27 protein-coding genes and 1 riboswitch are annotated in these 23,649 nt (G+C 66.5%); of the genes, 19 read left to right on the top strand and 8 right to left on the bottom strand.

The features are described 5' to 3' along the window. Positions 1-141 precede the first annotated feature (141 nt). The gene (locus NG698_RS03645) at positions 142-369 is read right to left on the bottom strand and encodes a hypothetical protein (protein ID WP_252599116.1); all 228 of its coding nucleotides are present in this window, start codon (positions 367-369) and stop codon (positions 142-144) included. A gap of 69 nt (positions 370-438) precedes the next feature. Beyond that, positions 439-1,215, bottom strand: coding sequence for a TetR/AcrR family transcriptional regulator (locus NG698_RS03640; RefSeq protein WP_252599118.1), 777 nt, complete (start codon positions 1,213-1,215; stop codon positions 439-441). Positions 1,216-1,343: 128 nt separating this feature from the next. Here NG698_RS03640 and NG698_RS03635 point away from each other — a divergent pair, with 128 nt between their 5' ends. Next, complete coding sequence (locus NG698_RS03635; protein ID WP_252599119.1) at positions 1,344-2,273, top strand: NAD-dependent epimerase/dehydratase family protein; 930 nt, start codon at positions 1,344-1,346, stop codon at positions 2,271-2,273. Positions 2,274-2,278: 5 nt separating this feature from the next. Here NG698_RS03635 and NG698_RS03630 read toward each other — a convergent pair whose 3' ends face one another. Continuing rightward, the gene (locus tag NG698_RS03630; RefSeq protein ID WP_252608098.1) at positions 2,279-4,495 is read right to left on the bottom strand and encodes an MMPL family transporter; all 2,217 of its coding nucleotides are present in this window, start codon (positions 4,493-4,495) and stop codon (positions 2,279-2,281) included. Between the two features lie 176 nt (positions 4,496-4,671). On the opposite strand from NG698_RS03630, the gene NG698_RS03625 reads away from it, so the two are divergent. From NG698_RS03625 to NG698_RS03590, 8 genes are all read left to right on the top strand, one after another. Next, a complete protein-coding gene (locus NG698_RS03625; protein WP_252608096.1) occupies positions 4,672-5,187 on the top strand; it encodes a MarR family winged helix-turn-helix transcriptional regulator in 516 nt (171 codons plus the stop codon). A gap of 102 nt (positions 5,188-5,289) precedes the next feature. Then, positions 5,290-6,108, top strand: coding sequence for a methyltransferase domain-containing protein (locus tag NG698_RS03620; RefSeq protein ID WP_252608094.1), 819 nt, complete (start codon positions 5,290-5,292; stop codon positions 6,106-6,108). Between the two features lie 75 nt (positions 6,109-6,183). Further along, positions 6,184-6,495 carry a type II toxin-antitoxin system Phd/YefM family antitoxin gene (locus tag NG698_RS03615; protein ID WP_252599123.1) on the top strand — a complete coding sequence of 104 codons (312 nt, stop codon included), beginning with the start codon at positions 6,184-6,186 and terminating at the stop codon, positions 6,493-6,495. Further along, a complete protein-coding gene (locus NG698_RS03610; RefSeq protein ID WP_252599124.1) occupies positions 6,495-6,884 on the top strand; it encodes a type II toxin-antitoxin system VapC family toxin in 390 nt (129 codons plus the stop codon). Before NG698_RS03615 ends, NG698_RS03610 begins: the two co-directional genes overlap by 1 nt. 40 nt (positions 6,885-6,924) lie before the next feature. Beyond that, complete coding sequence (locus NG698_RS03605) at positions 6,925-7,548, top strand: LysE family transporter (protein WP_252608092.1); 624 nt, start codon at positions 6,925-6,927, stop codon at positions 7,546-7,548. A gap of 131 nt (positions 7,549-7,679) precedes the next feature. Then, on the top strand, positions 7,680-8,690 hold the full coding sequence (locus NG698_RS03600; RefSeq protein WP_252608090.1) for a bile acid:sodium symporter family protein: 1,011 nt from the start codon (positions 7,680-7,682) through the stop codon (positions 8,688-8,690). A 129-nt stretch (positions 8,691-8,819) separates the two neighbouring features. Further along, on the top strand, positions 8,820-9,380 hold the full coding sequence (locus NG698_RS03595; protein WP_256470776.1) for a low molecular weight protein-tyrosine-phosphatase: 561 nt from the start codon (positions 8,820-8,822) through the stop codon (positions 9,378-9,380). Then, entirely contained in the window at positions 9,377-11,500 is a 2,124-nt protein-coding gene (locus NG698_RS03590) for a chorismate-binding protein (protein ID WP_252608086.1), read from the top strand. Before NG698_RS03595 ends, NG698_RS03590 begins: the two co-directional genes overlap by 4 nt. Before the next feature lie 38 nt (positions 11,501-11,538). On the opposite strand, the gene cls is transcribed toward NG698_RS03590, so the two are convergent. Continuing rightward, a complete protein-coding gene (gene cls, locus NG698_RS03585) occupies positions 11,539-13,011 on the bottom strand; it encodes a cardiolipin synthase (protein WP_252608292.1) in 1,473 nt (490 codons plus the stop codon). 95 nt (positions 13,012-13,106) lie between these two features. Between cls and NG698_RS03580 the strand changes: the two genes are divergently transcribed. From NG698_RS03580 to NG698_RS03560, 5 genes are all read left to right on the top strand, one after another. Further along, positions 13,107-14,048, top strand: a complete 942-nt coding sequence (locus tag NG698_RS03580; protein ID WP_252608084.1) for an aminodeoxychorismate lyase — start codon at positions 13,107-13,109, stop codon at positions 14,046-14,048. Between the two features lie 66 nt (positions 14,049-14,114). Beyond that, positions 14,115-14,582: an NUDIX hydrolase gene (locus NG698_RS03575; RefSeq protein ID WP_252608082.1), complete on the top strand. Its 468-nt coding sequence runs from the start codon at positions 14,115-14,117 to the stop codon at positions 14,580-14,582. Positions 14,583-14,663: 81 nt separating this feature from the next. Continuing rightward, on the top strand, positions 14,664-15,128 hold the full coding sequence (locus NG698_RS03570) for a pyridoxamine 5'-phosphate oxidase family protein (protein WP_252608080.1): 465 nt from the start codon (positions 14,664-14,666) through the stop codon (positions 15,126-15,128). A 13-nt stretch (positions 15,129-15,141) separates the two neighbouring features. After that, positions 15,142-15,699, top strand: coding sequence for a GNAT family N-acetyltransferase (locus tag NG698_RS03565; RefSeq protein ID WP_252608078.1), 558 nt, complete (start codon positions 15,142-15,144; stop codon positions 15,697-15,699). 104 nt (positions 15,700-15,803) lie between these two features. Next, positions 15,804-17,000, top strand: coding sequence for an acetyl-CoA C-acetyltransferase (locus tag NG698_RS03560; RefSeq protein ID WP_252608076.1), 1,197 nt, complete (start codon positions 15,804-15,806; stop codon positions 16,998-17,000). Positions 17,001-17,008: 8 nt separating this feature from the next. Here NG698_RS03560 and NG698_RS03555 read toward each other — a convergent pair whose 3' ends face one another. Further along, positions 17,009-17,509, bottom strand: a complete 501-nt coding sequence (locus NG698_RS03555) for a hypothetical protein (protein WP_252608074.1) — start codon at positions 17,507-17,509, stop codon at positions 17,009-17,011. A gap of 125 nt (positions 17,510-17,634) precedes the next feature. After that, positions 17,635-17,750: riboswitch (SAM riboswitch) on the top strand. A gap of 13 nt (positions 17,751-17,763) precedes the next feature. Between NG698_RS03555 and NG698_RS03550 the strand changes: the two genes are divergently transcribed. The 4 genes from NG698_RS03550 (at position 17,764) to NG698_RS21910 (ending at position 20,262) form a co-directional block, all read left to right on the top strand. Further along, the gene (locus NG698_RS03550) at positions 17,764-18,033 is read left to right on the top strand and encodes a DUF1737 domain-containing protein (RefSeq protein WP_252608072.1); all 270 of its coding nucleotides are present in this window, start codon (positions 17,764-17,766) and stop codon (positions 18,031-18,033) included. Beyond that, positions 18,030-18,443 carry a rhodanese-like domain-containing protein gene (locus tag NG698_RS03545; protein WP_252599138.1) on the top strand — a complete coding sequence of 138 codons (414 nt, stop codon included), beginning with the start codon at positions 18,030-18,032 and terminating at the stop codon, positions 18,441-18,443. The genes NG698_RS03550 and NG698_RS03545 overlap by 4 nt, the downstream gene beginning before the upstream one ends. Continuing rightward, positions 18,440-19,648: an O-succinylhomoserine sulfhydrylase gene (locus tag NG698_RS03540; RefSeq protein WP_252599141.1), complete on the top strand. Its 1,209-nt coding sequence runs from the start codon at positions 18,440-18,442 to the stop codon at positions 19,646-19,648. Before NG698_RS03545 ends, NG698_RS03540 begins: the two co-directional genes overlap by 4 nt. A 104-nt stretch (positions 19,649-19,752) precedes the next feature. Continuing rightward, positions 19,753-20,262, top strand: a complete 510-nt coding sequence (locus NG698_RS21910; RefSeq protein ID WP_374210074.1) for a methyltransferase family protein — start codon at positions 19,753-19,755, stop codon at positions 20,260-20,262. Here NG698_RS21910 and NG698_RS03535 read toward each other — a convergent pair. Both NG698_RS03535 and NG698_RS03530 read right to left on the bottom strand, forming a co-directional pair. After that, positions 20,174-20,515, bottom strand: a complete 342-nt coding sequence (locus tag NG698_RS03535; protein WP_252599143.1) for a DUF1905 domain-containing protein — start codon at positions 20,513-20,515, stop codon at positions 20,174-20,176. The two genes, NG698_RS21910 and NG698_RS03535, sit on opposite strands and share 89 nt — an antisense overlap. An 85-nt stretch (positions 20,516-20,600) precedes the next feature. Next, positions 20,601-21,509 carry a LysR family transcriptional regulator ArgP gene (locus tag NG698_RS03530; RefSeq protein ID WP_252608070.1) on the bottom strand — a complete coding sequence of 303 codons (909 nt, stop codon included), beginning with the start codon at positions 21,507-21,509 and terminating at the stop codon, positions 20,601-20,603. Between the two features lie 75 nt (positions 21,510-21,584). Between NG698_RS03530 and NG698_RS03525 the strand changes: the two genes are divergently transcribed. Further along, positions 21,585-22,208: a LysE/ArgO family amino acid transporter gene (locus NG698_RS03525; RefSeq protein ID WP_252599146.1), complete on the top strand. Its 624-nt coding sequence runs from the start codon at positions 21,585-21,587 to the stop codon at positions 22,206-22,208. A 95-nt stretch (positions 22,209-22,303) separates the two neighbouring features. Here NG698_RS03525 and NG698_RS03520 read toward each other — a convergent pair whose 3' ends face one another. Then, positions 22,304-23,530, bottom strand: coding sequence for a glutamate--cysteine ligase 2 (locus NG698_RS03520; RefSeq protein WP_252608068.1), 1,227 nt, complete (start codon positions 23,528-23,530; stop codon positions 22,304-22,306). Positions 23,531-23,649: the final 119 nt, after the last annotated feature.

The following is a 23,649-nucleotide window of genomic DNA, read 5'->3' as shown; positions in this document are numbered from 1 at the left end:
GATGTCAATCCAAAGTTGAGCGGAGTACGCTCAACTTTGGATTTTTGGGTCACGGCACCCTCAGGCGAACCCCCGGAATCCCGGGGATTTCAGGCGGAAAATCCCCGTCCCTGGCAGTAGTTCGCTGTGCGTGAACGGCCGCTACCGGTTCTCGTCCTCGTCCACTTCCACCTCACGGGCGCTGTCAACAGAGCCGGCCTCGCCGTAGTCACCTTCGGGATAGTCGCCCTCCTGGGGCTGGTTCTCCGCCCCGCCCACGACGCCGGCCTCGCCGTAGTCGCCTTCCTCATACTGGCCACCTTCACCCTCCAGCCCGGGCTCGGTGCTGCCTTTGCGGCGATCTTCTTCAGGTGCGGTGTTTTCACTCATGACGTGATCTCTCCTTTGAGTCTCGGCGTCCATCCGGACGCATTTGGAGTCTACTCAGCCGGAGGCGGGCTAAACAGGGGTGGCCGCAGACTTCGGGTCGTCCCGCGGGTTTCCCTCAGGCACGAGCCCAGCCATCGCCGCGAGGACAGTGAGGTGGTGTTCAAAGAGTTCGCCCCGGGCACGGAACGTATCCGGGCCATATTGGCCAAAAACCTCAAAACTCACGGCCCCGAAGAGCGACGTCCACACGAGGGCACCGTTCGCCTGGAGTTCGTCCGGCATGGCCAGCCCAAGTTCACTGCGGATCGCCTCAAGGTCGGCGGACAGGGCAGAAGGTACGACGGCGGTGCGCGCCGTGGCGGTCAGCGCACCTGCCCGGTAGGCGCCGTCGAGAATGCCGATCAGGCGGTAGATCACGCGCGTTCCCGGGGTTGTGGTCTGGCTCGAGGGGGCCTGGTAGCCGGGGACCGGACTCCCGAATAGCAGGCCGTAGCGCGCAGGCTCCCGCAACGCCCATGCCCTGACAGCCCGGCCGAGCGCCTTGAACCTGCCATCGAAGTCGCGCACCGGCACCGCGTTCACCGCGGCATCCACGGCGTCGCCGAGCTCACTGTAGGCGTCCACCAGAAGCAGCGTGAGCAGCTCGTCGCGGTTGGCCACGTAGCGGTAGACCGCGGAGGAGACCACGCCAAGATCCCTTGCCACGGCGCGGAGGGACAATGCGGCCGCGCCCTGCGTTGCCAGGTGCTCCCTGCCCAGCCTGACGATGTCGGCAATGGTCTGGGCCCGGGCGCGCTCCCGCGGTGTCCGAAGGATGGGTTCCGCGGCCGCGGCAGGGTCATTCATTGCTCCAGCATGGCACAAATCAGAGCAGTGTCAACAATTGCGAGCACTGCTCTTGACAGGCCTCCCGGACAAGGCGCACGCTTGTTGGAGAGCAGCGCTCTCTAGCGGAAATCCCTTGAGGAGAAGTCATGAACGATGTCTACGTTGTTACCGGAGCCGGCCCCGTGGGCTGGACAGTTGCAGAACAGCTCGCTGAGCAGGGGAAAAACGTCAGGATCCTCACCCGTTCGGGCAGCGGCCCCAAGCATCCGCTGGTGGAACGCGTGAAGGCCGACGTCCAGAATGCCGCCCAGCTGCGGGACGCCTTCGCGGGCGCCACCGCCGTCTTCCACTGCATCCACGGCTCCTCCTACACGGTGGACGCGTGGCAAGCAGAACTGCCCCGGGCCGAGCAAACGGTGCTATCCGCAGCAGGCGAGGCAGGCGCCGTCGTCGTTTTTCCCGAGAGCCTTTACTCGTACAGCGAGCCTGAACGCCCCATGGTCGAGGCGGGTCCGCGGACTGCCGAGGGCGGCAAGCGGGGCGTCCGCACCGCGCTGCTCAAGGCGCGGGACGCCTCTCCGACCAACACCGTCAGCGTGGTTGCCGGCGATTTCTTTGGCCCTCGGGTGCGAACCTCACATGCCGGAGAGCGCGTGGTCCCCGCCGTCCTGGCCGGCAAGAAAGTCTGGGTCATCGGGAGCGCCGATCAGCCCCATTCATTCACGTACGTCCCGGACCTGGCCGCCGCGATGATCCACGCCGCGGCGACGCCGTCGCTGTGGAACAGGGTGTGGCACGCGCCCACGGGTCCGGCAGTCACGCAGCGGCAGCTGGCCACAGCGTTCACCGAGACTGGCGGAGTGCAGGCGCCGAAGCTTGGAGCCATTCCGGGCTGGGCGCTCCGGACCATGGGTGTGTTCTCGAAAGACTTCCGCGAAGTTGCCGAAATGCTCTACCAGTTCGAGCGGCCGTTTGTGATGGAATCTGCCGCCAGCGAGACCGCACTTGGGATCCGCCCGACACCTCTGCGCGAGGCCGCCGCTGCCACGGTGGCCTGGTGGCGCGCACAGTGCTAGGTGCCCTAGCGGCGGCTGGCAGTCTCTGACGCGGGATGAAGGCCGGGCTCGGCCGGGCCAACCTCCCGCCGCACCGCGGCATCCAGCTCCGTCCGGCCCAGCTTGCCGGGCCACCAGATGCGCGGGCCGATGTCGTACGCCAGCGCAGGGACCAGCAGCGAGCGCACCAGCACGGTGTCCAGCAGTACGCCGAACGACACAATGAAGGCCAGCTGCACCAGGAACATGATGGGGATGACGCTCAGTGCGGCGAACGTGGCGGCCAGCACCACGCCGGCCGAAGTGATCACTCCGCCGGTCACGCCGAGTCCGCGAAGGATGCCCGGCCGGGTCCCGTGCTTCAGCGACTCTTCCCGCACCCGGCTCATCAGGAAGATGTTGTAGTCCACACCCAGGGCAACCAGGAACACAAACCCGAACAGGGGCACGGTGGCGTCGGCGCCGGGGAATCCGAGCAGGCTGTTGAAGACCACGGCCGAAACGCCCATGGCCGCGCCGTACGACAGCACCACGGAGAGCACCAGCAGGACCGGCGCCAAGACTGATCGCAGCAGCAGCATCAGGATGAGCAGGATGACCGCCAGCACGATCGGGATGATGATCACCAGGTCGCGCTGGGCGGTGGTGTTGGTGTCCAGCGCAGTGGCGGTCACGCCGCCAACCAACGCGCCGGCGTCGACCGTTTTTGCCTCCTCGCGCAGCGCCTTGACCGCATCCTCCGCCTCAATGGAATCCGCGGCGTAGTTGAGCGTGGCGTTGATCAGCACCTTGCCGTCGTGGACGTCAGGCTCGCTGGGAGTCCCGGGGGCGCCGGTGATCGGCAGCCTGCCTTCAGCCAGGAGGTAGGCGTCCCCCACGCCGTCGGCCGCTTTGACCTTTGCCAGCACTTCATCGGCTTTACTTTCGTCCGCGATGACGACGGCGGGGCTGCCGCTGCCGGCGTCGAAATGCCGCGCCAGCGCGTCCTGGCCGTCCACCGCATTCGACGCGGTGAGAATGACCTCGGTCTGCGGCACGCCGTTGGCCTTCAGCTGCAGCACCCCCGCCGAAGCCACCAGCAGGAGGAGGACCGACGCGACCCAGACCGTGCGCGGGCGGCGGGAGACCAGCGAACCGGTGGCCCGCCAGATGCCCTTCTGCCCTTCCAGGCCGGTGACCAGCTCGGGCTCGCGCTCGCCCGCCGGAACCAGCCTGGGGCGGAACGGCCAGAACGCGGCCCGGCCCAAAAGTGCCATCAGGGCGGGCAGGAGGGTCAGCGCGGCGAAGAGCGAACAGAGGATGCCCGCAGCCGCAACGGGGCCCAGCGCCTTGTTGGAGTTCAGGTCCGAGAACAGCAGGCAGAGCAAGGCAATGATGACAGTGGCGCCGGAAGCCAGGATCGGCTCGAACGACGCCTTCCACGCCGTCAGCACCGCTTCCGTCCGGTTGCGTGTGTGGGTCAGGGCCTCGCGGAACCGCGCCACGTACAGCAGGGCATAGTCCGTGGCCGCGCCGATCACCAAGATGGACAGGATGCCTTGGCTTTGGCCGCTCAGCTGGATCCAGCCGAGCTTTGCCATGCCGAACACCAGCAGGATGGCGGCACAGAGCGCAAAAACCGAGGTGAGCAGCACGGCGATGGGCAGCAGGAGCGAACGGTAGACGATCAATAGGATCAGGAAGACCGCGCCGAGTGCCACCAGCAGCAGGATGCCGTCAATGCCGGCGAAGGCGGCGACCAGATCTGCGGTCAGGCCCGCGGGTCCGGTGACGAAGGTCTGCATGCCTGCGGGGGCGGAATCCGCCAGGAAGTCCCGCAACTCCTGGACGGATTCCTTAAGCTCGCCGGAGGACCCGATCGGGGCAATGAACTGGACCGCTTTCCCGTCCTCGGACGGGATGGGGCCGATCACCGCGCTGCCCAGCTCCAGGCCCTCGAGCCCAGCCTTCAGGGATGCCAGTTCGCCAAGCTCCGAGGGGCTGATGGCGGCGTCGTTTTCGATGACGATGACCGCCGGCACTTCGTCTGAATCGCGGAACTTTGCCTGCCAGTCCTGGACCGCGGTGGCCTCGGCGCTCGCCGGCAGGAACGAGGCCTGGTCGTTCGAGGAGACCTCGTCGAGCCGGCCGAACGTGGGTCCACCCACACCGGCGATGGCCAGCCACGTGAGCACCAGGAACACGGGAAGCAGCCAGCGAAGCCAGAACGGAACCTTCGCGCTGTGCTGGGGACTTGATTTCATGATTCCTGCTTCGCTTGGGTGGCCGGGGTACACTTGGTTCCATCCTAGAGTATCTCCACCATGGAAATAAATTGGTTTTCTGTTTGAAACTACGCAGCTGGCATCGCTGCAGTAATATCCGTCAGGGCACCAGGCAAGATCACAGGACGTGGCAAGCGAGCGGAGGAGGGCGGAACATGACGGACGAAGCGTTCCAGCGCCCACCCGACTCCGCCCCCTTTGCCCTGGTCCGCCTGCTCCAGGACTTCACGCTGGAGGCCAACAGGTATGTGGACACTGCCGGCGGCCGCAACGACATGCACCGCACGGACCTCAACGCGCTGGCAGTGATCATGCGGCACACCGCCAAGGGCCTCGTGGTCACGCCGGGCATCCTGCGCAGGGAACTCAACCTCAGCTCGCCCGCCACCACCGCGCTTATCGACCGGCTGGACAGTTCAGGGCATGCGGTGAGGGAGCGCCTCGGCCCGGACCGGAGGCAGGTCCAGTTGCGCATGACACCCAAGGCCTTCCAGGACGGCAGCGCCATTTTTATGCCGCTTTCGCGCCACATGGGTGCCGCCATGGCGGGTTTCTCGCCCGAAGAGCTGGAGCTGGTCAGCCGGTTCATGGCCGCCATGGTGGACGCCACCATCGCGGCCCGTGAGGAAACGTCCGACGGCGGCCCCGCCTCGCCCACTCCGCCCAAGTAGGTCGCAGTAGATGTCGTCATGAGGGCTCATAACGACACTAAGTGCCACCTACTTCGGGGACGGTTCCGCCTGTTTTTCACTGCGGAGGGGTAGCGTTTCATTATGAGTGCGCAGCAGCCTGACGACGATGTGTACACGCACGGCCACCACGAGTCGGTGGTCCGCGCCCACGCTTCCAGGACCGCGGAGAACTCCGCGGCCTTTGTCATTCCGCACCTCACGCCCGGGGTTTCAGTGCTCGACGTCGGCTGCGGCCCTGGAAGCATCACCTGCGATTTCGCCGGGCTGGTGTCGCCCGGAAAGGTCACCGGCCTGGACCGGTCACCGGACATCATCGCCCAGGCCACGGCGCTGGCCGCCGAACGCGGCGTGGCCAATGCGGAGTTCCTGGCCGGCAACATCTACGACCTTGACTTCGAGGACGAAACGTTCGACGTCGTCCACGCCCACCAGGTGCTCCAGCACCTGACCGACCCGGTGGAGGCGCTGCGCGAGATGCGCCGGGTAGCGAAGCCGGGCGGCATAGTGGCAGTGCGCGACGCCGACTTCCACGGCATGAGCTGGTACCCCACGATCCCTGAGCTGGACGAATGGATGGACCTGTACCAGCGGATCGCACGACGCAACGGGGCCGAGCCCGACGCCGGCCGCCGGCTCGTGTCCTGGGCCCAGTCTGCGGGCTTCAGCAACGTGGCGCCCACCAGCAGCAACTGGCTCTATGCCACCGGGCAACAACGGAGATGGCAGGCCCGGGTCTGGGGCGAACGAGTGCTGCATTCGGCCTTCGCGGAGCAGGCCCTTGAATACGGCTTCGCAAATCCAGCGGACCTGGCCCGGATTTCGGCAGGATGGCACCGCTGGGGATCCACAGACGACGGCTGGTTCCTGATCCCGAACGGTGAGGTCATCGCCCGGGCGTGATTTTCCACGGGCGTAATTTCCACATAGGCGCACCCGTGCCTATCCACCCTGCGCTGGCGGCAATAGCGTCGGACTATGAACCATTACGGAGAGAACGAATACTGGGCAGAGCCTTACACCGCCGAGGTTGACCAACTAGACTTGGTCAACATGGGACAGTACAACGTCCAAGAGGCAAAAACCCGCCTGTCTGAGCTGTTGAGCCTCGTTGAAAACGGCGAGGATGTGGTCATCGCCAAGGCAGGCCGTCCGGTGGCCCGGCTGGTGAAAATCGAGCGCCCCCACAAACGCGAGCTGGGCTTCCTGGCGCCCCTTCAAATTCCTGACGGGTTCTATGACCCGTGGACCGACGAGGAAATGGGTGAAGCGACAGGCAGGGATCATTGATGCGCCTGCTCCTGGACACCCACGTCTTCCTCTGGGCCCTCGCCGAACCCAGGAAACTGTCCACCAAAGCCAGGAACGCCATCACCAAGCTCGAGAACTCGGTCTACGTGTCGCCCATGACCGCGTACGAACTGTCCTACAAACACCATCAAGGCAAGCTGCCGGCTGGGGCGGCGATAGTGGCAAGCTTTGGACGGCAGGTGGCCCACCTGTACGCCTCTGAGCTGTCCATCTCCGCACCGCACGCATTGGCCGCCGGCCAGTTGGACTGGGAACACAAGGACCCCTTTGACCGGATCCTGGCTGCCCAGGCCATGGTGGAGGGGCTGACGCTGGTAACGGCAGATGAGGAGCTTCACGCATTCGAGCCCGTGACCACGCTGTGGTGAGGCGGCACTCTTGTTGTGCCGACGGCACTAAACTTGGCAGGTGCAATTCTCCCTTTGGCTCGCCCTCGCGGGCGCCGGCGCCCTGATCAGTTTCACGCCGGGTGCCGGTGCCATCAACACCATGAGCAACTCGCTGACGTCAGGGTTCCGCCGCTCCATCTGGGGCATCCTTGGCCAGCAGGCAGCCCTGGTTGTCCACGTGGTGATCGTGGCGTTGGGCGTCGGTGTGCTGGTGGCAAGCTCCCCGGTGGCCTTCAATGTGATCCGTTACGCCGGGGCCGCCTACCTGGTGTACCTGGGCATCCGCCAGTTCCTCAGCAAACCGGAGGTGGACCAGGAACAGGCCGCCGCCCTCCGGAACGAGCCCGCCTGGTCAATGTTCCGGCGTGGCCTCTGGGTCAACCTGCTCAACCCGAAGGCCGTCGTTTTCTTCCTCGCGTTTATGCCACAGTTCATCCGCCCTGAACAGCCGCTCCTGCCGCAGTACCTTGTGCTCACAGCCACCGTGGTGGTGATCGACATCCTGGTGATGTGGTTCTTCTTCGCCTTTGCCGCCAAGTCCTTCCAGCGGTTCACGCACAACGCCCGTGGCCAGAAGATCCTCAGCCGGATCTTCGGGGTGCTCTTTATGGCGGTAGGAATTCTCCTTGCGCTGATCCACTAGGCCTGTTCTTCCAGGCCCGTCGTCAAGGCCTGGATCCACTGGCAAGCCTTCGGCCGCAGATGTCTGACATTTTTGCCCTGAGCATGGTCATGAAGTGGTCACCTGCCGGACATCAATGCCACGATCGATAAATGCTTGAGGCAACCAAATCCCCCACATCGACAGAATCCGGCACTGATCAAGCCCCAGTACCCACCAACCCGGCGCTGGCCGCCGAGGCGAAAATCGCGCGGCTTGCCGTCACGATCCTCCCGGCGCTGGTGGTCCTGGCGGGCGTCGCCGGCTTCCTTGTGCCAGCCACCTTCCAGCCGCTGGGGCCCAGCGTCCCGTACCTGCTGGGCATCATCATGTTCTGCATGGGCCTGACCCTGACGCCGCTGGATTTTGCCTCTGTGGTGAAGCGCCCGTGGGCAGTGGTCCTGGGCATTGTGGCGCACTACGTGATCATGCCCGGCGCGGGCTGGCTGATTGCCGTGGCGCTCCAGCTTCCGCCGGAGCTTGCCGTAGGCCTGATCCTGGTGGGCTGTGCACCATCCGGCACCGCCTCGAACGTGATGGCATTCCTGGCCAAGGGGGACGTTGCCCTGTCCGTCGCCGTCGCTTCGGTATCCACCCTGATCGCACCGGTGGTTACGCCACTGCTGGTCCTGTTCCTGGCCGGATCGTTCCTGGAAATCGACGCTGGGAGCATGGTCCTGGACATCGTCAAGACGGTACTCCTGCCCGTCATCGCCGGGCTGCTCGCGCGGCTGTTCTTCAAGAACCTCATCGCCAAGCTGCTACCGGCGCTCCCCTGGGCATCCGCCGTCGTAATTTCCTTCATTGTCGCGATTGTTGTGGCGGGCAGCGCCTCTAAGATCGTGGCCGCGGGCGGCATTGTGTTCCTCGCAGTGGTCCTCCACAACGGCTTCGGCCTGGGCCTGGGCTACCTGGCGGGCAAACTGGGCCGGCTGGACGATAAAGCACGGAGGGCGCTCGCCTTCGAAGTGGGCATGCAGAACTCCGGTTTGGCCGCCACGCTGGCCACCGCGCATTTCACCCCGCTGGCCGCACTGCCGTCCGCCGTTTTCTCGCTCTGGCACAACATCTCCGGCGCGATCGTGGCAGCATGGCTGGCACGGCGCCCGCTGCAGGACGCCTAGCAAGGCCGATCCTGGAAGGCAGACGGACGGACGGAATTTTGACTCTTCGGTCAAATTTCTTACGAATCTGTCACGTCATGTGAATGCCAGCTGGCCAAGAATGCCCCCCAGTCCCGCATGCTTAGCCCCATGAACTCATCGTCGAGCCCATACCGAATCATCGCCGTCTGCACGGGAAATATTTGCCGGTCACCGATGGCTGAGATGATGTCGGGCGCGGCCTTCCAAGCCGAGGGCATGGGCTCGGATGTGACAGTGGATTCGGCGGGAACTACCGGTTATGAGGCAGGACAGCCCATCGATCCGCGCGCCGCCCGCCGGCTTGCGGAAACGCACTTGAGCTCAGAGCACCATGTTGCCCGCGCCTGGCAGGCCGGGTGGTTCCGCGAGCGCGATCTCATCCTGGCACTGGACGTTGACCACTACGCCTGGCTGCGCGACGCCGCGCCGGACGCGCACACCATGAACAAAGTCCGGATGCTCCGCAGCTTCAACCTCGCCGCTGCCGGCAGCGATCTGCTGGACCAAGGCATCGAGGATCCCTGGTACGGGGGCCATGCCGATTTTAGCGCCGTCTGGGAGCAGATCCGCGGCGCCGTGCCCGGCGTCGTCGCGCATGTCCGCATGGTCCTTGGCCAGGCGGCGCCGCGACAGCAGCTGATGCAGCAGCAGGTACGCTCTATTTCATGACCCCCGCACCTGTGATCATCGCCATTGACGGGCGATCCGGCGCAGGGAAAACCACTCTGGCCATCGAACTGGCCGCGCAGCTGCGGAACCATCACAAAGTCGCGCTCTTCCACCTGGAGGACATCTACCCGGGCTGGAACGGCCTCACCGCGGGCATCGAGCGCTACGTTTCCACCGTGCTCACGCCGTTGAGCCGCGCCGAGCCCGCCACCTGGACCAGCTGGGACTGGGAAAGGCATTACGACGGCGACACACGCGTCACGCTGCCCGCCGAGATCGTGATCATTGAGGGAGTGGGGGCGGCGGCTGCGGACGCCCGGCCCCTGCTCAGCGCTGTCATCTGGGCCGACTCGCCGGACGACATCCGCCGAAAGCGTGCCCTGGACCGCGACGGCGGCACGTATGAGCCGTTTTGGGACCAGTGGGCTGAGCAGGAGGAAGCCTGGCTCGCCGACGACGACGTCCCTCACGAAGCCGATATCCGCGTCCTCAACAATGCCGACGGTTCCGCCACCGCCGACGTTATGCAGGCCCTCGCGTACCTGCCCGCTCTCGGACCTGCCCTTGTTCCCGAGCTTGCCGCCCGCCGCGGCCTCAGGCTGCGCGCAGAACGGCTGGACGCCAGGCCGGACGCCGCCGTGCTCTTCGAGAACCTCTACGGCGGCTCGGCCAATGCCGTCTGGCTGGACTCCTCCAACGCGGACGTCGCCACACCCGCAGGGCCGCTCCCGCAGCCGTCGCCCGCCAACGCGCGCAGCCGCTTCAGCATCCTCGCGGACGACGGCGGGACGTACGGCCAGGCGGTCACGCACCGGTCCGGCGAAAGCGTCATCACGGCAGGCTCCGCCACGGCGCGCGTGCCGGGACCGTTCTTCCGCTGGCTGGACACGGTCTGGGGACGCCGGGCGGTCCGCACGCCGGACGGCTACCCGGGCGACTTCACCCTGGGCTGGCTGGGCTGCCTGGGCTATGAGCTCAAGCGCGAAACCGGCGGGACGGACGTGGCGGCGCCGACCCCTGACGCGGCCCTGATCTTCGCGGGCCGAGCCGTCGTTTTGGACCACGTGGAAGGAGCGGCCTGGCTCCTTGCCCTGGAAGCGCCCGACGCCGACCACTGGCTGACCGACGCCCGCGCGGCCGTCGCTGTCGCCGCCGCTGTCGCCCCCGCCGCGAGCACGCCAGGCCCAGGGGACCAACGCACGCACGCCGGCGGCAGCGACGGCGTCGTCCGTCCCGTTGGGCCCGCGTTCAGCAGCCGCGACACGGAGCCCTCCTACCTGGCCAAAATCGCGGCCGCCCAGCACGAAATCCGTGAAGGGAACTCATACGAGGTCTGCCTGACCACCACGCTCACGGCCCGGCTGCCCGCCGCCGCGGCTGCCCCCTGGCCCACGTACCTCGCGCTGCGGCGGAAGAATCCCGCGCCGTTCGCCAGCTACCTGCGGTTCGGCGGGCTGACGGTGGCCAGCACGTCGCCGGAGCGGTTCCTGAGGATAACGTCCGACGGCGGCATGCGCGCCGAACCGATCAAGGGCACCCGCCGCCGGGGTGCTGATCCGGAGCGTGACAGGCAGATGCGGGAGAACCTGGCGACCTCGCTGAAGGACCGCGCGGAAAACATCATGATTGTGGACCTGCTGCGGAACGACCTCAGCCACTTCGCGGAACCTGGATCGGTGACTGTCAGCAGGCTGTGCGAGATCGAAAGCTACGCCACGGTGCACCAGATGGTCAGCACCATCGACGCGCGGCTCCTGCCCGGCTCGCCGCGGGCCGAGGCGGTGGCCGCCTGTTTCCCGGCCGGCTCCATGACCGGCGCCCCGAAAATCAGCACCATGGCCATCCTGGACCGGTTGGAGGAGGGCCCGCGCGGCCTGTATTCCGGCGCGATCGGCTACTTTTCGCTCAACGGGGCCACGGACCTGGCGGTGGCGATCCGCACCCTGGTAACCACGGCGGTGGCCGGGGACGGCGGCGGACAAGCATCGACGGCGGAACTCACCCTCGGCGTCGGCGGCGCCATCACCGCCGACTCCGTACCTGACGAGGAGTACGACGAAATCCGCGTGAAGGCGCACGGTGTGCTTTCCGCGCTGGGTGCGGACTTTCCCGACGCCTGACCCCCCGAAGTTTTTGATGCTCCTATCCTTGTCAAGAGTTACTGGAGCGTGGCGGTCAGCCTGGCGACGTTATCGACATAGCGGGCGGCGAGGGGGCGCTGCAGCCAGTCGTCGAGTATGAGCTCGTTGGAAATGTCGCGGTATGTGTCTTCGACCGCGCGCATACTGTTCACGGTTTCCGCACCGAGCAGCATCACCGAGACCTCCATGTTCAGCGAGAACGAGCGCATGTCCATGTTGCTGGAGCCCAGGACGGCCACTTCGTCGTCGATGGTGAAGTGCTTGGCGTGCAGCACAAAGGGCGCCTTGTAGAGGTAGATCCGGACGCCGGCTTCCAGCAGCGCCTCGTAATAGGAGCGCTGGGCGTGGTGGACCAGGAACTGATCGCCCTTTTCGGAGACGAACAGCTCCACGTCCACGCCACGCTGGGCTGCGGTGGTGATGGCGTAGAGCAGGGAGTCATCGGGCACGAAATACGGGCTGCAGATGGAGATCCGGTGCTGGGCGGAGTAGATCAGGGTGTTGAAGAGGCGCAGGTTGTTCTCGGTGATGAACCCAGGTCCGCTGGGCACCACCTGGGCCGTGACGTTGCCCGGCTCGGGGTTGTCCGGGAGCTGCAGCTGGTGTTCCAGGGACTCGTCGGTTTCGCTCAGCCAGTCCGTGGCGAACACCACGTTGAGCGTGGTGACGATCGGGCCGCGCAGGCACGCCATCAGCTCCACCCATTCGCGGCCGGCCTTACGGTGTTTGGGGTTGTTGTAGGAGGGCTCGATCAGGTTCTGCGAGCCCGTGAAGGCGAGTTCGCCGTCGACCACCATGATTTTGCGGTGGTTCCGAAGGTCCGGGCGGCGCCATTGGCCGTGGATGGGCAGCACCGGGAGCATACGCTTCCACTGGATCTTTCCCGCCCGCAGCCGTTTGAGCAGGTCGCGGTAACCCTTGACGCGGAGCGTGCCGATGTGGTCAAATAGCACGCGCACTTCCACGCCACGCTCGGCGGCCTCCTCCAGGGCGGTCAGCAGGTCATCGGTGATGTGGTCCGTGCTCATGATGTAGAACTCGGCATTGACGAACGTCTTGGCTTTGCGCACGGCCTGGGTCATGGCCAGGATCGAGTCCGGGTAGCCGGGAAGGAGGTCCACGGAATTGCCGTCCACCATGGGGAGGGAGCCGAGCCGCCGGTTCAGTTCCCCGGCGGACGTCACCCATTCGGGCCCTTCATATTCACTGACGACGTCGGCGAGCGCCGAGATGCCGGACCGCACGCGGGTGTTGATGACCTCCTGCTGCTGGCGGCGGCGGCTGGAGAGCTTGAAGTTTCCGAACAGCAGGAAAAGGACCAGGCCCAGGAACGGCACAAAGAAGATGCCCAGCAGCCAGGCCATGGCCGTGGTGGGACGCCTGTTGCCGGGGATGATGCCGATGGCCAGAACCCGGATCACCAGGTCTGCAATGCTGAGCACCACCACCACCCACGTCGGCGCGGTACCCGCAAGCGAAATTGGCCACAGCACTGGAATACCCCCGGATTGCGCGCACCCGCGGACCTGTTCCAGCGGGGCAATGACCACAGCTTAGCCGCGGCGGGCCCTACTAAGCTGGAGCCATGACTTCTCCTGCGCCCGTGGTGCTCGTTTTCCTTGACCCCGCGTTCCCGGACGGCCGGCTGGCCGACGCTTCGCAGCCCCAGCTGATGGCCACGGACCAGGGCGCCACCCGCGGGGACGGCGTATTCGAATCCATGCTCGCGGTGGGCGGCGCAGTCCGGAAGCTGCAGGCTCATCTGGACCGGCTCGTCGGGTCCGCCCAGGCCCTTGACCTGGTGATCCCGGCGCAGGGTGCGTGGCGGGCTGCCATCGCCACGGGCGTCGCGGAGCACCGGACGCAGCATCCCGCTCCGTCGCCCGCCGAGGACGAGGTGGTGGTGAAACTCGTGGTCACCCGCGGCCCGGAAGGCGCAGAGTCCCCCACATGCTGGGTTCAGGTGTCCCCCGTAGGCGCCCTCGGACGCCGCCAGCGCGAAACCGGGATCGATGTCATCCTCCTGGACCGCGGCTACGACAGCGACGTCGCTGAGCGTGCCCCGTGGCTGCTGCTCGGCGCCAAGACCCTGTCCTATGCCACGAACATGGCCGCCCTGCGGTACGCCCACAAACAGGGCGCCGACGACGTCATCTTCACCTCCTCCGACGGCCGGGTCCTGGAAGGCCCCACGTCCACTGTGCTGCTGGCACATCTGGAAACCTCCGACGACGGCGCCGGCGCCCCTCGGACGGTGCGCCGCCTCATCACCCCGCAACTGGACAGCGGGATCCTCCCCGGGACTTCCCAGGGGGCCCTGTTCGCGGCGGCCAAGGCGGCCGGCTGGGAACTCGGCTACGGGCCGCTGGAACCGCGGGACCTGCTGGACGCCGACGCCGTGTGGCTGATTTCCAGCATCAGGCTGCTCGCGCCGGTGAACCACATTGACGGCAAGGAAGTCGGAACGCCCGCGGTGCAGAAGCAGCTGACGGCCGAACTCAACGCATTGTTTGCCGGGATCCAGTAGGTTCCGGGATTCAGCAGTTTCCCGGATCCCGTAGTTTTCCGAAGTTCAGCAGGGAGGCCTTAAGCCATGGTGGTTCGCAGTGCCGGGATCCTGCTGTTCCGGCAGGGAGCAAACGGGCTGGAGGTGTGGATAGCGCACATGGGCGGACCGTTCTGGGCCCGCAAACAAACCCAGTCCTGGTCGGTTCCCAAGGGCGAGTACCTTCCCGACGAGGAACCCCTGCTGGCCGCGCTGCGCGAGTTTGCCGAAGAAATCGGCACGCCGCCGCCAGCTGTTGCCTACTTTGAGCTGGGCGCGTTCCGGCAACCGTCAGGAAAGATCATCACGGTGTTCGCCGCGGAGTCTGACTTCCAGCCCGACCGGATTGTGAGCAACACGTTTCCGCTGGAATGGCCCAAAGGATCCGGTATCATCCAGGACTTTCCCGAGGTGGACGATGCCCGGTGGGTGACGGAATCCGAGGCCCGCAGCAAGCTGGTCAAGGGCCAGCTTCCGGTCCTGGACGCCCTCAGGGAGCATATTGAGCTGCCCTAAGTTGAACTACCGAGGCCCGGGCCGGGGATTACGGTGGCACTGCCCTGTTGGTCCGTCGCATAGGTCCGTATGGTTTGGTGCATGAACTCTTACGCGCAGCCGATCAACAAATTGACATTTGACGAATGCTGGGAATTACTGGCCGACGACACCCTGGGGCGGCTGGCCCTTGTAGTGGACGGCCATCCGGAGATCTTTCCGGTCAACTACGTCCTGGACCGCAGGAGCGTCGTCTTCCGCAGCGCCGGTGGCTCCAAACTGTGGGGCGCCCAGGCGGACCGTCCCGCGGCGCTGGAGATCGATGGATACGATCCCCGCACGGAGGTGGCCTGGAGTGTGGTGGCGCGCGGAGACACCGAAGTGATCGAGGCCCAGGCTGACAAGGACGCCGTCGACGCCCTGCATCTGGAGCCCTGGCAGTCTGGACCCAAGAATTACTACATCCGGCTAACCCCACTTGCACTGACCGGCCGCCGCTTCCAGGTCACCAAACCGGACGTCTGGAACACCCGGTTGTCGGACCGCCGTCGTGCTTCCTTCGAATAGCGCGGGAGAGTTCTTGCTTAGCGATTCCCCGGCCTTTCTCGTCCCGGGGGTCCGGATCCGGCTGCTGCGGCGGAGTGACGCAGCCGGCCTGAGCGAGGCCTACCTACGGAACCGCCAGCACCTCGAGGCTTGGGAACCGGAGCGGGACGAGGCCTTCTTCGCTCCCAGGCATCAACTGGACATCATCCGGGCCAAGCTCGCCCAGCATTCCGTGGGCCAGGAAGTTCCGTGGGTGCTGGTGGACCACAACGATCCCGCTTGCATCGTCGGCGCCGTCATCCTCACCGGCATCGTCCGCGGGCCGTTCCTCAACGCCAACCTCGGGTACTGGGTTGATTCCACCCTCAACCGGCGGGGCATCGGATCTGCGGCGGTCCGCTTCGCCACTGACCATGCCCGGACAGAACTGGGCCTCCACCGGGTCCAGGCGGCAACGCTGCTCGACAATGAGCGCTCACGCAAGATCCTCAAACGCGCTGGGTTTCGGGAAATCGGCGTGGCGCCGCAGTACCTGAAGATCGCCGGCCGCTGGCAGGACCACCTACTCCACCAACTGCTCCTCCACGGCTGACGCGATCGCGGCCGAATCAACAGCGCCTGCGCCACCTCACCGGCCCTCACGGTTCGCCTAAGCTGGCCCCGAGCACTCTTGAATCCGCAATCGAAAGGCACCCCATGAGCACCGACGCTCACATCCCCGTCATCCTGGGCGGCGCACGGACCCCCTTCGGCAAGTTCCGCGGCGGCCTCTCCGGGCTCACCTCCAGCGAACTGGGTGCCCACGCCATCCGGAACGCTCTGGAACGGTCCGGTGTGGCGCCGGAACAGATCCAGGCCGTCATCGTAGGCCAGGTCATCCAGGCGGGTGCTGGCCAGGGACCCGCCCGGCAGGCCAGCCTCGCCGCGGGCATCGGCTGGGACGTGCCCACCGTAACCATCAACAAACTGTGCCTGTCCGGCCTCACCGCGGTGATCGATGCCGCCCGGATGATCCGCGCCGGCGAGGCTGATTTCATTGTGGCGGCGGGCCAGGAATCCATGACCAACGCCCCGCACCTGCTGCCCCGGCTCCGCGGCGGCGTGGCCATCGGCGATGCGCCGCTGCTGGATTCACTGAACTTTGACGGCCTGCAGGACCCCGTCTCAGGCGAACTGATGGGCTCCGCCACCGACGCCGGGAACGCCCGCCTGGGCATCAGCCGCGAGGACCAGGACGCCGTCGCCGCCCTTTCGCACCAGCGGGCGGAGGCCGCCCGGGCGGCCGGCATCCTGGCTGAGGAGATCGCTCCGGTGGAGGTCCCGCAGCGCCGGGGACCCGCCGTCGTGATTGATGCCGACGAAGGCATCCGCGCCGGCACCACCATCGAGACGCTGGCGGCACTGAAGCCCGCCTTCTCCAAGGATCCGGCGGCCACCATCACCGCCGGTTCTGCCTCCCCGCTGTCAGACGGAGCCGCAGCAGTGGTAGTGGCCAGCAAGGCAGCTGCGGAAGCGGCCGGCCTCAGCTGGATCGCGGAAATCGGCAGCCACGGCCAGACCGCCGGACCGGATGGATCCCTGCATTCCCAGCCGTCCCGCGCCATTGAGCGAGCCCTGAAACTCGAAGGGCTGACCATTGACGACGTGGACCTCATTGAGATCAACGAAGCCTTCGCCTCGGTGGTGCTGCAGTCCGCCACGGACCTGGGGATCGACGCGGACAGGATCAACGCAGACGGCGGCGCCATCGCCCTGGGCCACCCGGTGGGCGCCTCGGGGGCCCGCCTGGTCCTGCATCAGGCACTCGCGCTGAACCGGCGCGGCGGCGGGACAGGCGTGGTTGCGTTGTGCGGCGGCGGCGGCCAGGGCGACGCCCTGATCCTCAAAGCCTGACGCCAGGTTCAGCCTCCGGGTCCAAGGATCACCAGCGGCACCAAGCGTTCCGCGCACGAAACCCGGACCAGTTCCGGTTGCCCCTGAGCCGCCCGGTTGTTCACTCCGGTGTCGTCGCACCAGTCCACGCCATAGGGGTAGGCGGTGACAGCGGCGTTCCCGGCCGCCAACTCGGCCGGGACGGTGAACACGAAAGTGAAGCCGCCGTCGTCGGTCATGGGAGCGAGCTCCTCCAGCACTGCGGTACCGGCCGCATCCTTGACCGTCACCTGGACCCGCGCGTCGCTGCCGTAGCGGGCATCGCAGGTGGTGTCCGGGGCACTGACGGTGACCCGGTCGCCGGGTTGGGCGGCGGCAGGCGAGACGGAAAACTCCGGCGGCATACAGGGCGGCGGTGCGAAAATGTTCCGGCAGCTTGTCACCCCCACCAGCACCGGCACGGCGCACAACGTCACAGCCAAAACGCGTGCCCAGGCGCCCGTCAATGAACGCCCTCGAAAGTTCCCCATGACCCGATTGTCCCGTCAGCGCCGGCGTTACGGAAGCACGGCGGGATTACGGAAAAACGCGTTGGTTACGGAACATGACGACGGCGGCGGTGCGGCCGGGCGGGCCGGATGTTACGTTTTTGGGGAGTAATGAGAACCGGCGCCAAGCCCTGACTGGCCGGTCGGCAACCCTCCCTTTCGCGGCGGGGTGCCTCAGGTGAATACTCGGCATATCGACCCATTCGAGCTGCAAGCGTGAAAGAAGGAGTTCCGTCGTGTCTGACGCACCCGCCCCCGCCCCCGCCCCTGAAGAGAAACTGTCGTACCGGCTTGTCACCGGGCCGGATGACAGGTCTTTCTGTGAACGGATTTCCACTGCCCTGGCCGAAGGGTATGTCCTGCACGGAAGCCCGGCCGCGACGTCCAACGGCGGCCAGGTGATTGTGGCCCAGGCACTCATCCTCCCGTCGGCCATCGCCACCGCTGATGCGGCCGTCGCCTCCGCCGTGGATGACCTCGATTTCGACGGCGAGGGCCACGCATGAGCTACGCCGGAGACCTCACCCCGCAGCAGGCCTGGGCCAAACTCGAACAGGGCGCCATTCTGGTGGATGTCCGGACCGAAGGTGAATGGGCCCACATCGGCATCCCGGACACGAAGGCCACGGACAACGATCCCCTGTTCATCCCGTGGACGTTCCCGGGTGGCATCCCGAACCGGGATTTCATCACCGACCTGACGCAGCAGGCCCCGGTGGACGACGGCACTGAACTGGTGTTCCTCTGCCGCTCGGGCCAGCGCTCCATCGCCGCCGCCATCGCCGCGACGCAGGCCGGTTTCACCTCCTACAACGTCCTGGAGGGTTTCGAGGGCGAGCCGGACCGCTACGGCGAGCGCACCGTCAACGGCTGGAAGAACCGCGGCCTGCCCACCAATCTGGGAATAGCCAAGTGACCTTCAACCCAGACGCCGCCAGCTGGAGCGCCGAGACGCAGGCGGTGCGCGGCGGGCTGGACCGCACCAACTTCCAGGAGACCACCGAGCCGGTCTTCCTGAACTCGGGCTTCGTCTACGAGTCCGCTGCCGCCGCCGAGCGCGCCTTCACCGGCGAGGACGAACGCTTCGTCTACTCCCGGTACGGCAACCCGTCCGTAGCCACATTCCAGGAACGCCTCCGCCTGCTTGAGGGCACCGAAGCGTGCTTTGCGACGGCGTCGGGCATGTCAGCCGTGTTCACCGCACTGGGCGCCCTGCTGGCGGCCGGGGACCGGGTGGTTGCCGCGCGATCGCTGTTCGGCTCCTGCTTTGTGATCCTGAACGAGATCCTGCCGCGCTGGGGCGTGGAAACCGTGTTTGTTGACGGCCCGGATCTTGAGCAATGGCGCGTCGCGCTGTCGGAGCCCACCACGGCCGTGTTCTTCGAGTCGCCCTCCAACCCGATGCAGGAAATCGTGGACATCGCCGCGGTCAGCGAGCTGGCACACGCCGCCGGGGCCACCGTCGTCGTCGACAATGTCTTTGCCACTCCCCTGCTGCAGCGCTGCGGCCAGCTGGGTGCGGACGTGATTGTGTACTCCGGCACAAAGCACATCGACGGCCAGGGACGTGTCCTGGGCGGCGCCATCCTGGGCACCAAGGAGTTCATCGACGGCCCGGTCAAGCAGCTCATGCGGCACACCGGCCCGGCCCTCTCCGCGTTCAACGCCTGGGTGCTCACCAAGGGCCTCGAAACGATGGCGCTGCGCGTGAACCACTCCTCCGCGTCCGCGCTGCGGCTGGCCGAATGGCTCGAACAGCAGCCGGCCGTCAGCTGGGTCAAGTACCCGCTGCTGAAGTCTCACCCGCAGTACGAGCTCGCCGCCAAGCAGATGAAGGCCGGCGGCACCGTCCTCACGTTGGAACTTGCGACGACGGGTGGCCGCTCCGGCAAGGAAGCCGCCTTTGCGCTGCTGGACGCCTTGCGGATCATCGACATCTCCAACAACCTGGGCGACGCGAAGTCCCTCATCACCCATCCGGCCACCACGACGCACCGCGCCATGGGCCCCGAGGGCCGCGCCGCGATCGGGCTCAGCGATGGCGTGGTGCGGCTGTCCGTGGGCCTGGAGGACGTGGACGACCTCATCGGCGACCTGGAGCAGGCCCTGAAGCACATCTAGGTCTGGTTGGCCTGGTTCTGATTGGCGCGAAGGAACAGTTGAGGCCCTGTTTCTTGCGTCTTTCGGGGCCTCAACTGTCCCTTCGCGCCGGGAGGCCGTGACGTATGAACGCACACCGGGACTGGGGCCGGCTGCTTTCCAACATCCCGCTGCCCGAGCAGACCCTGGCGGGAATCGCCGTCGGCGTGGTCCTTCAGCGTTTGATGCCGCTCCGGCTCGGCGGGCCACACTTTCTGGTACGGACCATCGGCGCTGCATCGTTGGCGGCGGGTGGCGCAATCGTCAGCTGGGCGTTGCTGGCTGCCCGGAACACCCGGTTGTCCCGGCCCGATGCGTTGCTAACCGCCGGGCCGTATGCGCACTCGCGGAACCCGATGTACGTGGGCTGGGCCCTGGCGCACCTGGGAATTGGGCTGCTGCGCGATGATCTCTGGATGGTGGCGGCCCTCCCGGTGGCTTCCGTCGCAGTGCACCGCGGGGTGCTTGGAGAAGAGGCGATCCTGGCGGCGTCGTTTCCGGTAAAGTTCAGCCAGTACCGCTTGTCTGTTCCCCGGTACGTGCCTCGTCTTCGCCGTGGATGGCGAGCCGGACGGCCACTTCATCCCCGTCGCTGATGCCCGCCGCGTCCCGGACAGCCTTCTTGACGGGCAACAGGTAGGAGCGGCTTTTGCTGTCCGGAAAGACCGAGGTCTGCCAGGTGCAGCCGGAGATTTCCGCCGTGACTCTGACCGAGCCGAAGCCCTTCCGGAACACCGCTGCCTCCTCCCGGAGGTCGTCGGCGACCTCCACCGGGAGGGTCAGAAAGTGCCAGCCGGATTCGTCGGGATAGCGCCACAGTTCGGCCCGGAATGAGTACAACGACGTCACGGCCTGAGTATGGCATGCCGCGTTGCCGGACGCATCCCCCTGTGGGGGCCCGGCCACGCGAACGGCGGGTGAGGCGAACGCCCGCTCAGGCGCCTGGCTGGCCGCCTGGCTGGCGCAGTTCCCGGGAGGCCGTCTCCCGGACGGCGGCGGTCAGCTGGTTGAGAACCGGGGAGTCGATTTTCCAGCGCTGCCAGTACAAGGACACGTCAACGGGGCTCGCGGAGGCCAGCTCCACGAGGGCGCCGCTGCGGAGGTCTGCCAGGCACTGTTGCTCCGGCAGCAGCCCCCATCCCAGTCCCAGCCGGATGGCCTGGGCGAACTCGGCCGACGACGGCACATAGTGCCGCGGCGCGGTCAGTTCCGCGCCGGTCATCGTGCGGAAGAACCCGTCCTGCAGGTCATCCTTTCGGTCAAAGTCCACCACCGGGGCCTGGCTCCCTGCAACAAGTTCCGGCCCGTCGGGCCACCAGCGCCGGAGGTAGCCGGGACTTGCCACAGCACGGTACCGCAGGGAACCCAGTGGTTCCACACTGCAGCCCTGGACCGGTTCCGGCGTTGCGGTTACCGCGGCCATCACCGATCCCGTCCGCAGGAGCTGGGTGGAATGCTGCTCGTCCTCCCTGCGCAGTTCGAAGCAAGCGCCGAGGTCCGGCGGAAGATTTGCCAGCGCAGGCATGAACCAGGTGGAGAGTGAGTCCGCGTTCACCACCAAGGGGATGGGCGCCGTCGGGCGGTCCCTGCTCCCGCCGAGCTCCTGCTGGGCGTCCCATTCGAGCTGCCGGACCTGCCGGGCGAACCGCAGGATGGCCTCTCCGGACGTTGTGGGGCGGACGGGGTTGGAGCGCTGCAACAGGATCTGGCCGGCCGCGTCCTCCATCGCCTTGAGCCGCTGGGAAATGGCCGACGGCGTGACGTACAGGCTGCGGGCCGCCGCCTCGAGCGTCCCCTCGTCCACGACGGCCGCGAAGGTCCGGAGCTGCTCGAACTGGAACATCTTCGTTAGCTTTCCTTAATAGAGCTAAGAATATTTAGCTGGAGTAATCCTATGTCCGCCCGTACGTTGGAGGATATGGATCTGACTGCATTTCTAGGCCCCGCCGCGCTGGGCTTCGGCACGGGCCTCGCCCTCATCGTGGCCATCGGCAGCCAGAACGCTTTTGTCCTCCGGCAGGGCATCCGCGGCGAGCATGTGGCCGCCGTCGTCCTGGTCTGCAGCGTCTCCGATGCGCTGCTCATCGCTGCGGGCATCGCCGGAGTGGGGGCGCTGCTCCAGTCGAGTCCCGTGATCGTAGACGTGGTCAGGTTTGCCGGAGCCGCCTTCCTGGTGGGCTACGGCGTTATGGCGGCGCGCCGGGCGATTCGTCCTGGAGCACTAACGGCGTCGGGGCGGCAGCCCGCCGTCGGCCTCGGCGCCGCCATCAGCACGGTACTGGCCCTGACGTGGCTCAACCCGCATGTCTACCTGGACACTGTGCTGCTGCTCGGATCGGTGGCCAACCAGCAGGCACAGGATTTGCGTTGGTGGTTCGGGGGCGGAGCCATCGCCGCCAGCATCGCCTGGTTCAGTGCGCTCGGGTTCGGAGCCAGGGTCCTCCGGCCGTTCTTCGCGCGGCCCTCCTCGTGGCGCATCCTGGACGGGCTCGTCGCTGCGGTCATGCTCACGCTGGGTGTGCGCCTGGCTGTCGGTGCATGACGTCGTCGTTTCTTGGCGCGAACGGACACTGTGGGCCCATCACAGCGCAAGAACAGGGCTATATCTGCCCGTTCGCGCAAAGCTTCAGGGAGAACTCAGGACAGGCGCACGCGCAGCAGCTCCGGGACCTCGTCCGCCTCACGCAACCCGGAGGTGCCGCGCATCGTGACACGCACGGCGTGGGCAACCACGGCCCCCAGCCCGCCGTCGTCGGGCGCCGATTCTTGCATCACCGCGTCCCGCACCCTGCGCTGTTCCGTGGAGCCGGTGCCGCGGGCAATGATGTCCTCGATGCCCTGCCGGGCCAGGGAAAGTTCGTCCTGCTCGGCGAGGACCGGAGCCAAATAGTCCACCAAGGACCGCACCACGTCGACGGCCGGCGCCGGCCTGAACGTGCCAAAATCCAGCAACTCACCGTTCAGGCCACTGCTGCTCGCCTGCCATGCCGCCATCCGCAGCAGCACCGTGGGCACCGGCGCCGGCTCCACGCCGTCGCGCCATTCACGGCTGGCCGATTCGACCAAGGCCCGCACCAGCACCGCGATCAGGGCAGCGTCCTCGGCGCGGAGGCAAACGTCGGCCACCCGGACCTCAACCGTGGGGTGGTTCCGGGACAGTCGGGCGTCAAAGTAGATCATGCCTTCATCCAGCAGCACGCCACTGTCCAGCAGACGCGTGACCACCCTCCGATATGCGGAGTACGTGCTGAAAATGGCCGAAGGGCCGGACATAGGCCAGCGGTTCCAGGCCTGGGTTCGGTAGCTCTCGAACCCTGTGGGCATCCCGTTCCAGAACGGCGAATTTGCGCTCACTGCCGTGAGCACTGCCAGCTTGTCCCGGATCCTGTCCAGCACTGCCACGCCCTCGTCCTTGGATTCGATGAACGTGTGGACGTGGAAGCCGCAGGTCAGCTGCTCCTGCGCGGTCAGGCCGAAGCGTTCCAGCATCCGGGCATAGCGGGCGTCCGGAGTGGTGTGGCTCGCAAGGCCAAACGGAGAAGTGGCCAGCGCAGCGACCCTGGCACCGTTCTTGATGGCCGCCTGGTCCGCCAGCAGCCGGCCGGCCCGGATCTGCTGCAGCAGTTCTGCGTACTCGAGGCAGGGACGGGTCTGGGTCTCGATCTGCTCAAGCTTCAGCTCGGCAGTCAGGCCAGTCCAGTCGTCGTGAGCGGTTTTTTCCTTGGCTGCCAGCGCATAGGGACGTTCCGGGGCGTCGTCGGCTGCCATCCGGCGGCCAGCCAACATCGCATCCGCGAGGGCAAGCGGCTCCCCCGTGTCCGGATCAACGATCAGGAGCTCTTCCTCGACGCCGAATGTACGCATTCTTATATTGTGCTGCAACGCCCGCCAGGTTGACCCGGTTACTGCCGATCATGACGAAGCGCGAACCGGCAGATAAAGCGCTCAAATCCGCCTCTGGGGGTCGTTATCTGCCAGTTCGC

It is taken from the genome of Pseudarthrobacter raffinosi (assembly GCF_023913735.1).
GTDB lineage: Bacteria > Actinomycetota > Actinomycetes > Actinomycetales > Micrococcaceae > Arthrobacter > Arthrobacter raffinosi.
The sequence above is the reverse complement of the archived record's forward strand: the minus strand, read 5'-3'. Positions and strand labels throughout refer to the sequence as shown.

Excerpts from the sequence above, each read along its gene's own strand:
- NG698_RS03645 (WP_252599116.1), bottom strand. The coding sequence starts at position 369 with ATGAGTGAAAACACCGCACCTGAAGAAGATCGCCGCAAAGGCAGCACC.
- NG698_RS03640 (WP_252599118.1), bottom strand. The coding sequence starts at position 1,215 with ATGAATGACCCTGCCGCGGCCGCGGAACCCATCCTTCGGACACCGCGG.
- NG698_RS03635 (WP_252599119.1), top strand. The coding sequence starts at position 1,344 with ATGAACGATGTCTACGTTGTTACCGGAGCCGGCCCCGTGGGCTGGACA.
- NG698_RS03630 (WP_252608098.1), bottom strand. The coding sequence starts at position 4,495 with ATGAAATCAAGTCCCCAGCACAGCGCGAAGGTTCCGTTCTGGCTTCGC.
- NG698_RS03625 (WP_252608096.1), top strand. The coding sequence starts at position 4,672 with ATGACGGACGAAGCGTTCCAGCGCCCACCCGACTCCGCCCCCTTTGCC.
- NG698_RS03620 (WP_252608094.1), top strand. The coding sequence starts at position 5,290 with ATGAGTGCGCAGCAGCCTGACGACGATGTGTACACGCACGGCCACCAC.
- NG698_RS03615 (WP_252599123.1), top strand. The coding sequence starts at position 6,184 with ATGAACCATTACGGAGAGAACGAATACTGGGCAGAGCCTTACACCGCC.
- NG698_RS03610 (WP_252599124.1), top strand. The coding sequence starts at position 6,495 with ATGCGCCTGCTCCTGGACACCCACGTCTTCCTCTGGGCCCTCGCCGAA.
- NG698_RS03600 (WP_252608090.1), top strand. The coding sequence starts at position 7,680 with ATGCTTGAGGCAACCAAATCCCCCACATCGACAGAATCCGGCACTGAT.
- NG698_RS03595 (WP_256470776.1), top strand. The coding sequence starts at position 8,820 with ATGAACTCATCGTCGAGCCCATACCGAATCATCGCCGTCTGCACGGGA.
- NG698_RS03590 (WP_252608086.1), top strand. The coding sequence starts at position 9,377 with ATGACCCCCGCACCTGTGATCATCGCCATTGACGGGCGATCCGGCGCA.
- NG698_RS03580 (WP_252608084.1), top strand. The coding sequence starts at position 13,107 with ATGACTTCTCCTGCGCCCGTGGTGCTCGTTTTCCTTGACCCCGCGTTC.
- NG698_RS03575 (WP_252608082.1), top strand. The coding sequence starts at position 14,115 with ATGGTGGTTCGCAGTGCCGGGATCCTGCTGTTCCGGCAGGGAGCAAAC.
- NG698_RS03570 (WP_252608080.1), top strand. The coding sequence starts at position 14,664 with ATGAACTCTTACGCGCAGCCGATCAACAAATTGACATTTGACGAATGC.
- NG698_RS03560 (WP_252608076.1), top strand. The coding sequence starts at position 15,804 with ATGAGCACCGACGCTCACATCCCCGTCATCCTGGGCGGCGCACGGACC.
- NG698_RS03555 (WP_252608074.1), bottom strand. The coding sequence starts at position 17,509 with ATGGGGAACTTTCGAGGGCGTTCATTGACGGGCGCCTGGGCACGCGTT.
- NG698_RS03545 (WP_252599138.1), top strand. The coding sequence starts at position 18,030 with ATGAGCTACGCCGGAGACCTCACCCCGCAGCAGGCCTGGGCCAAACTC.
- NG698_RS21910 (WP_374210074.1), top strand. The coding sequence starts at position 19,753 with ATGAACGCACACCGGGACTGGGGCCGGCTGCTTTCCAACATCCCGCTG.
- NG698_RS03530 (WP_252608070.1), bottom strand. The coding sequence starts at position 21,509 with ATGTTCCAGTTCGAGCAGCTCCGGACCTTCGCGGCCGTCGTGGACGAG.
- NG698_RS03525 (WP_252599146.1), top strand. The coding sequence starts at position 21,585 with ATGGATCTGACTGCATTTCTAGGCCCCGCCGCGCTGGGCTTCGGCACG.
- NG698_RS03520 (WP_252608068.1), bottom strand. The coding sequence starts at position 23,530 with ATGCGTACATTCGGCGTCGAGGAAGAGCTCCTGATCGTTGATCCGGAC.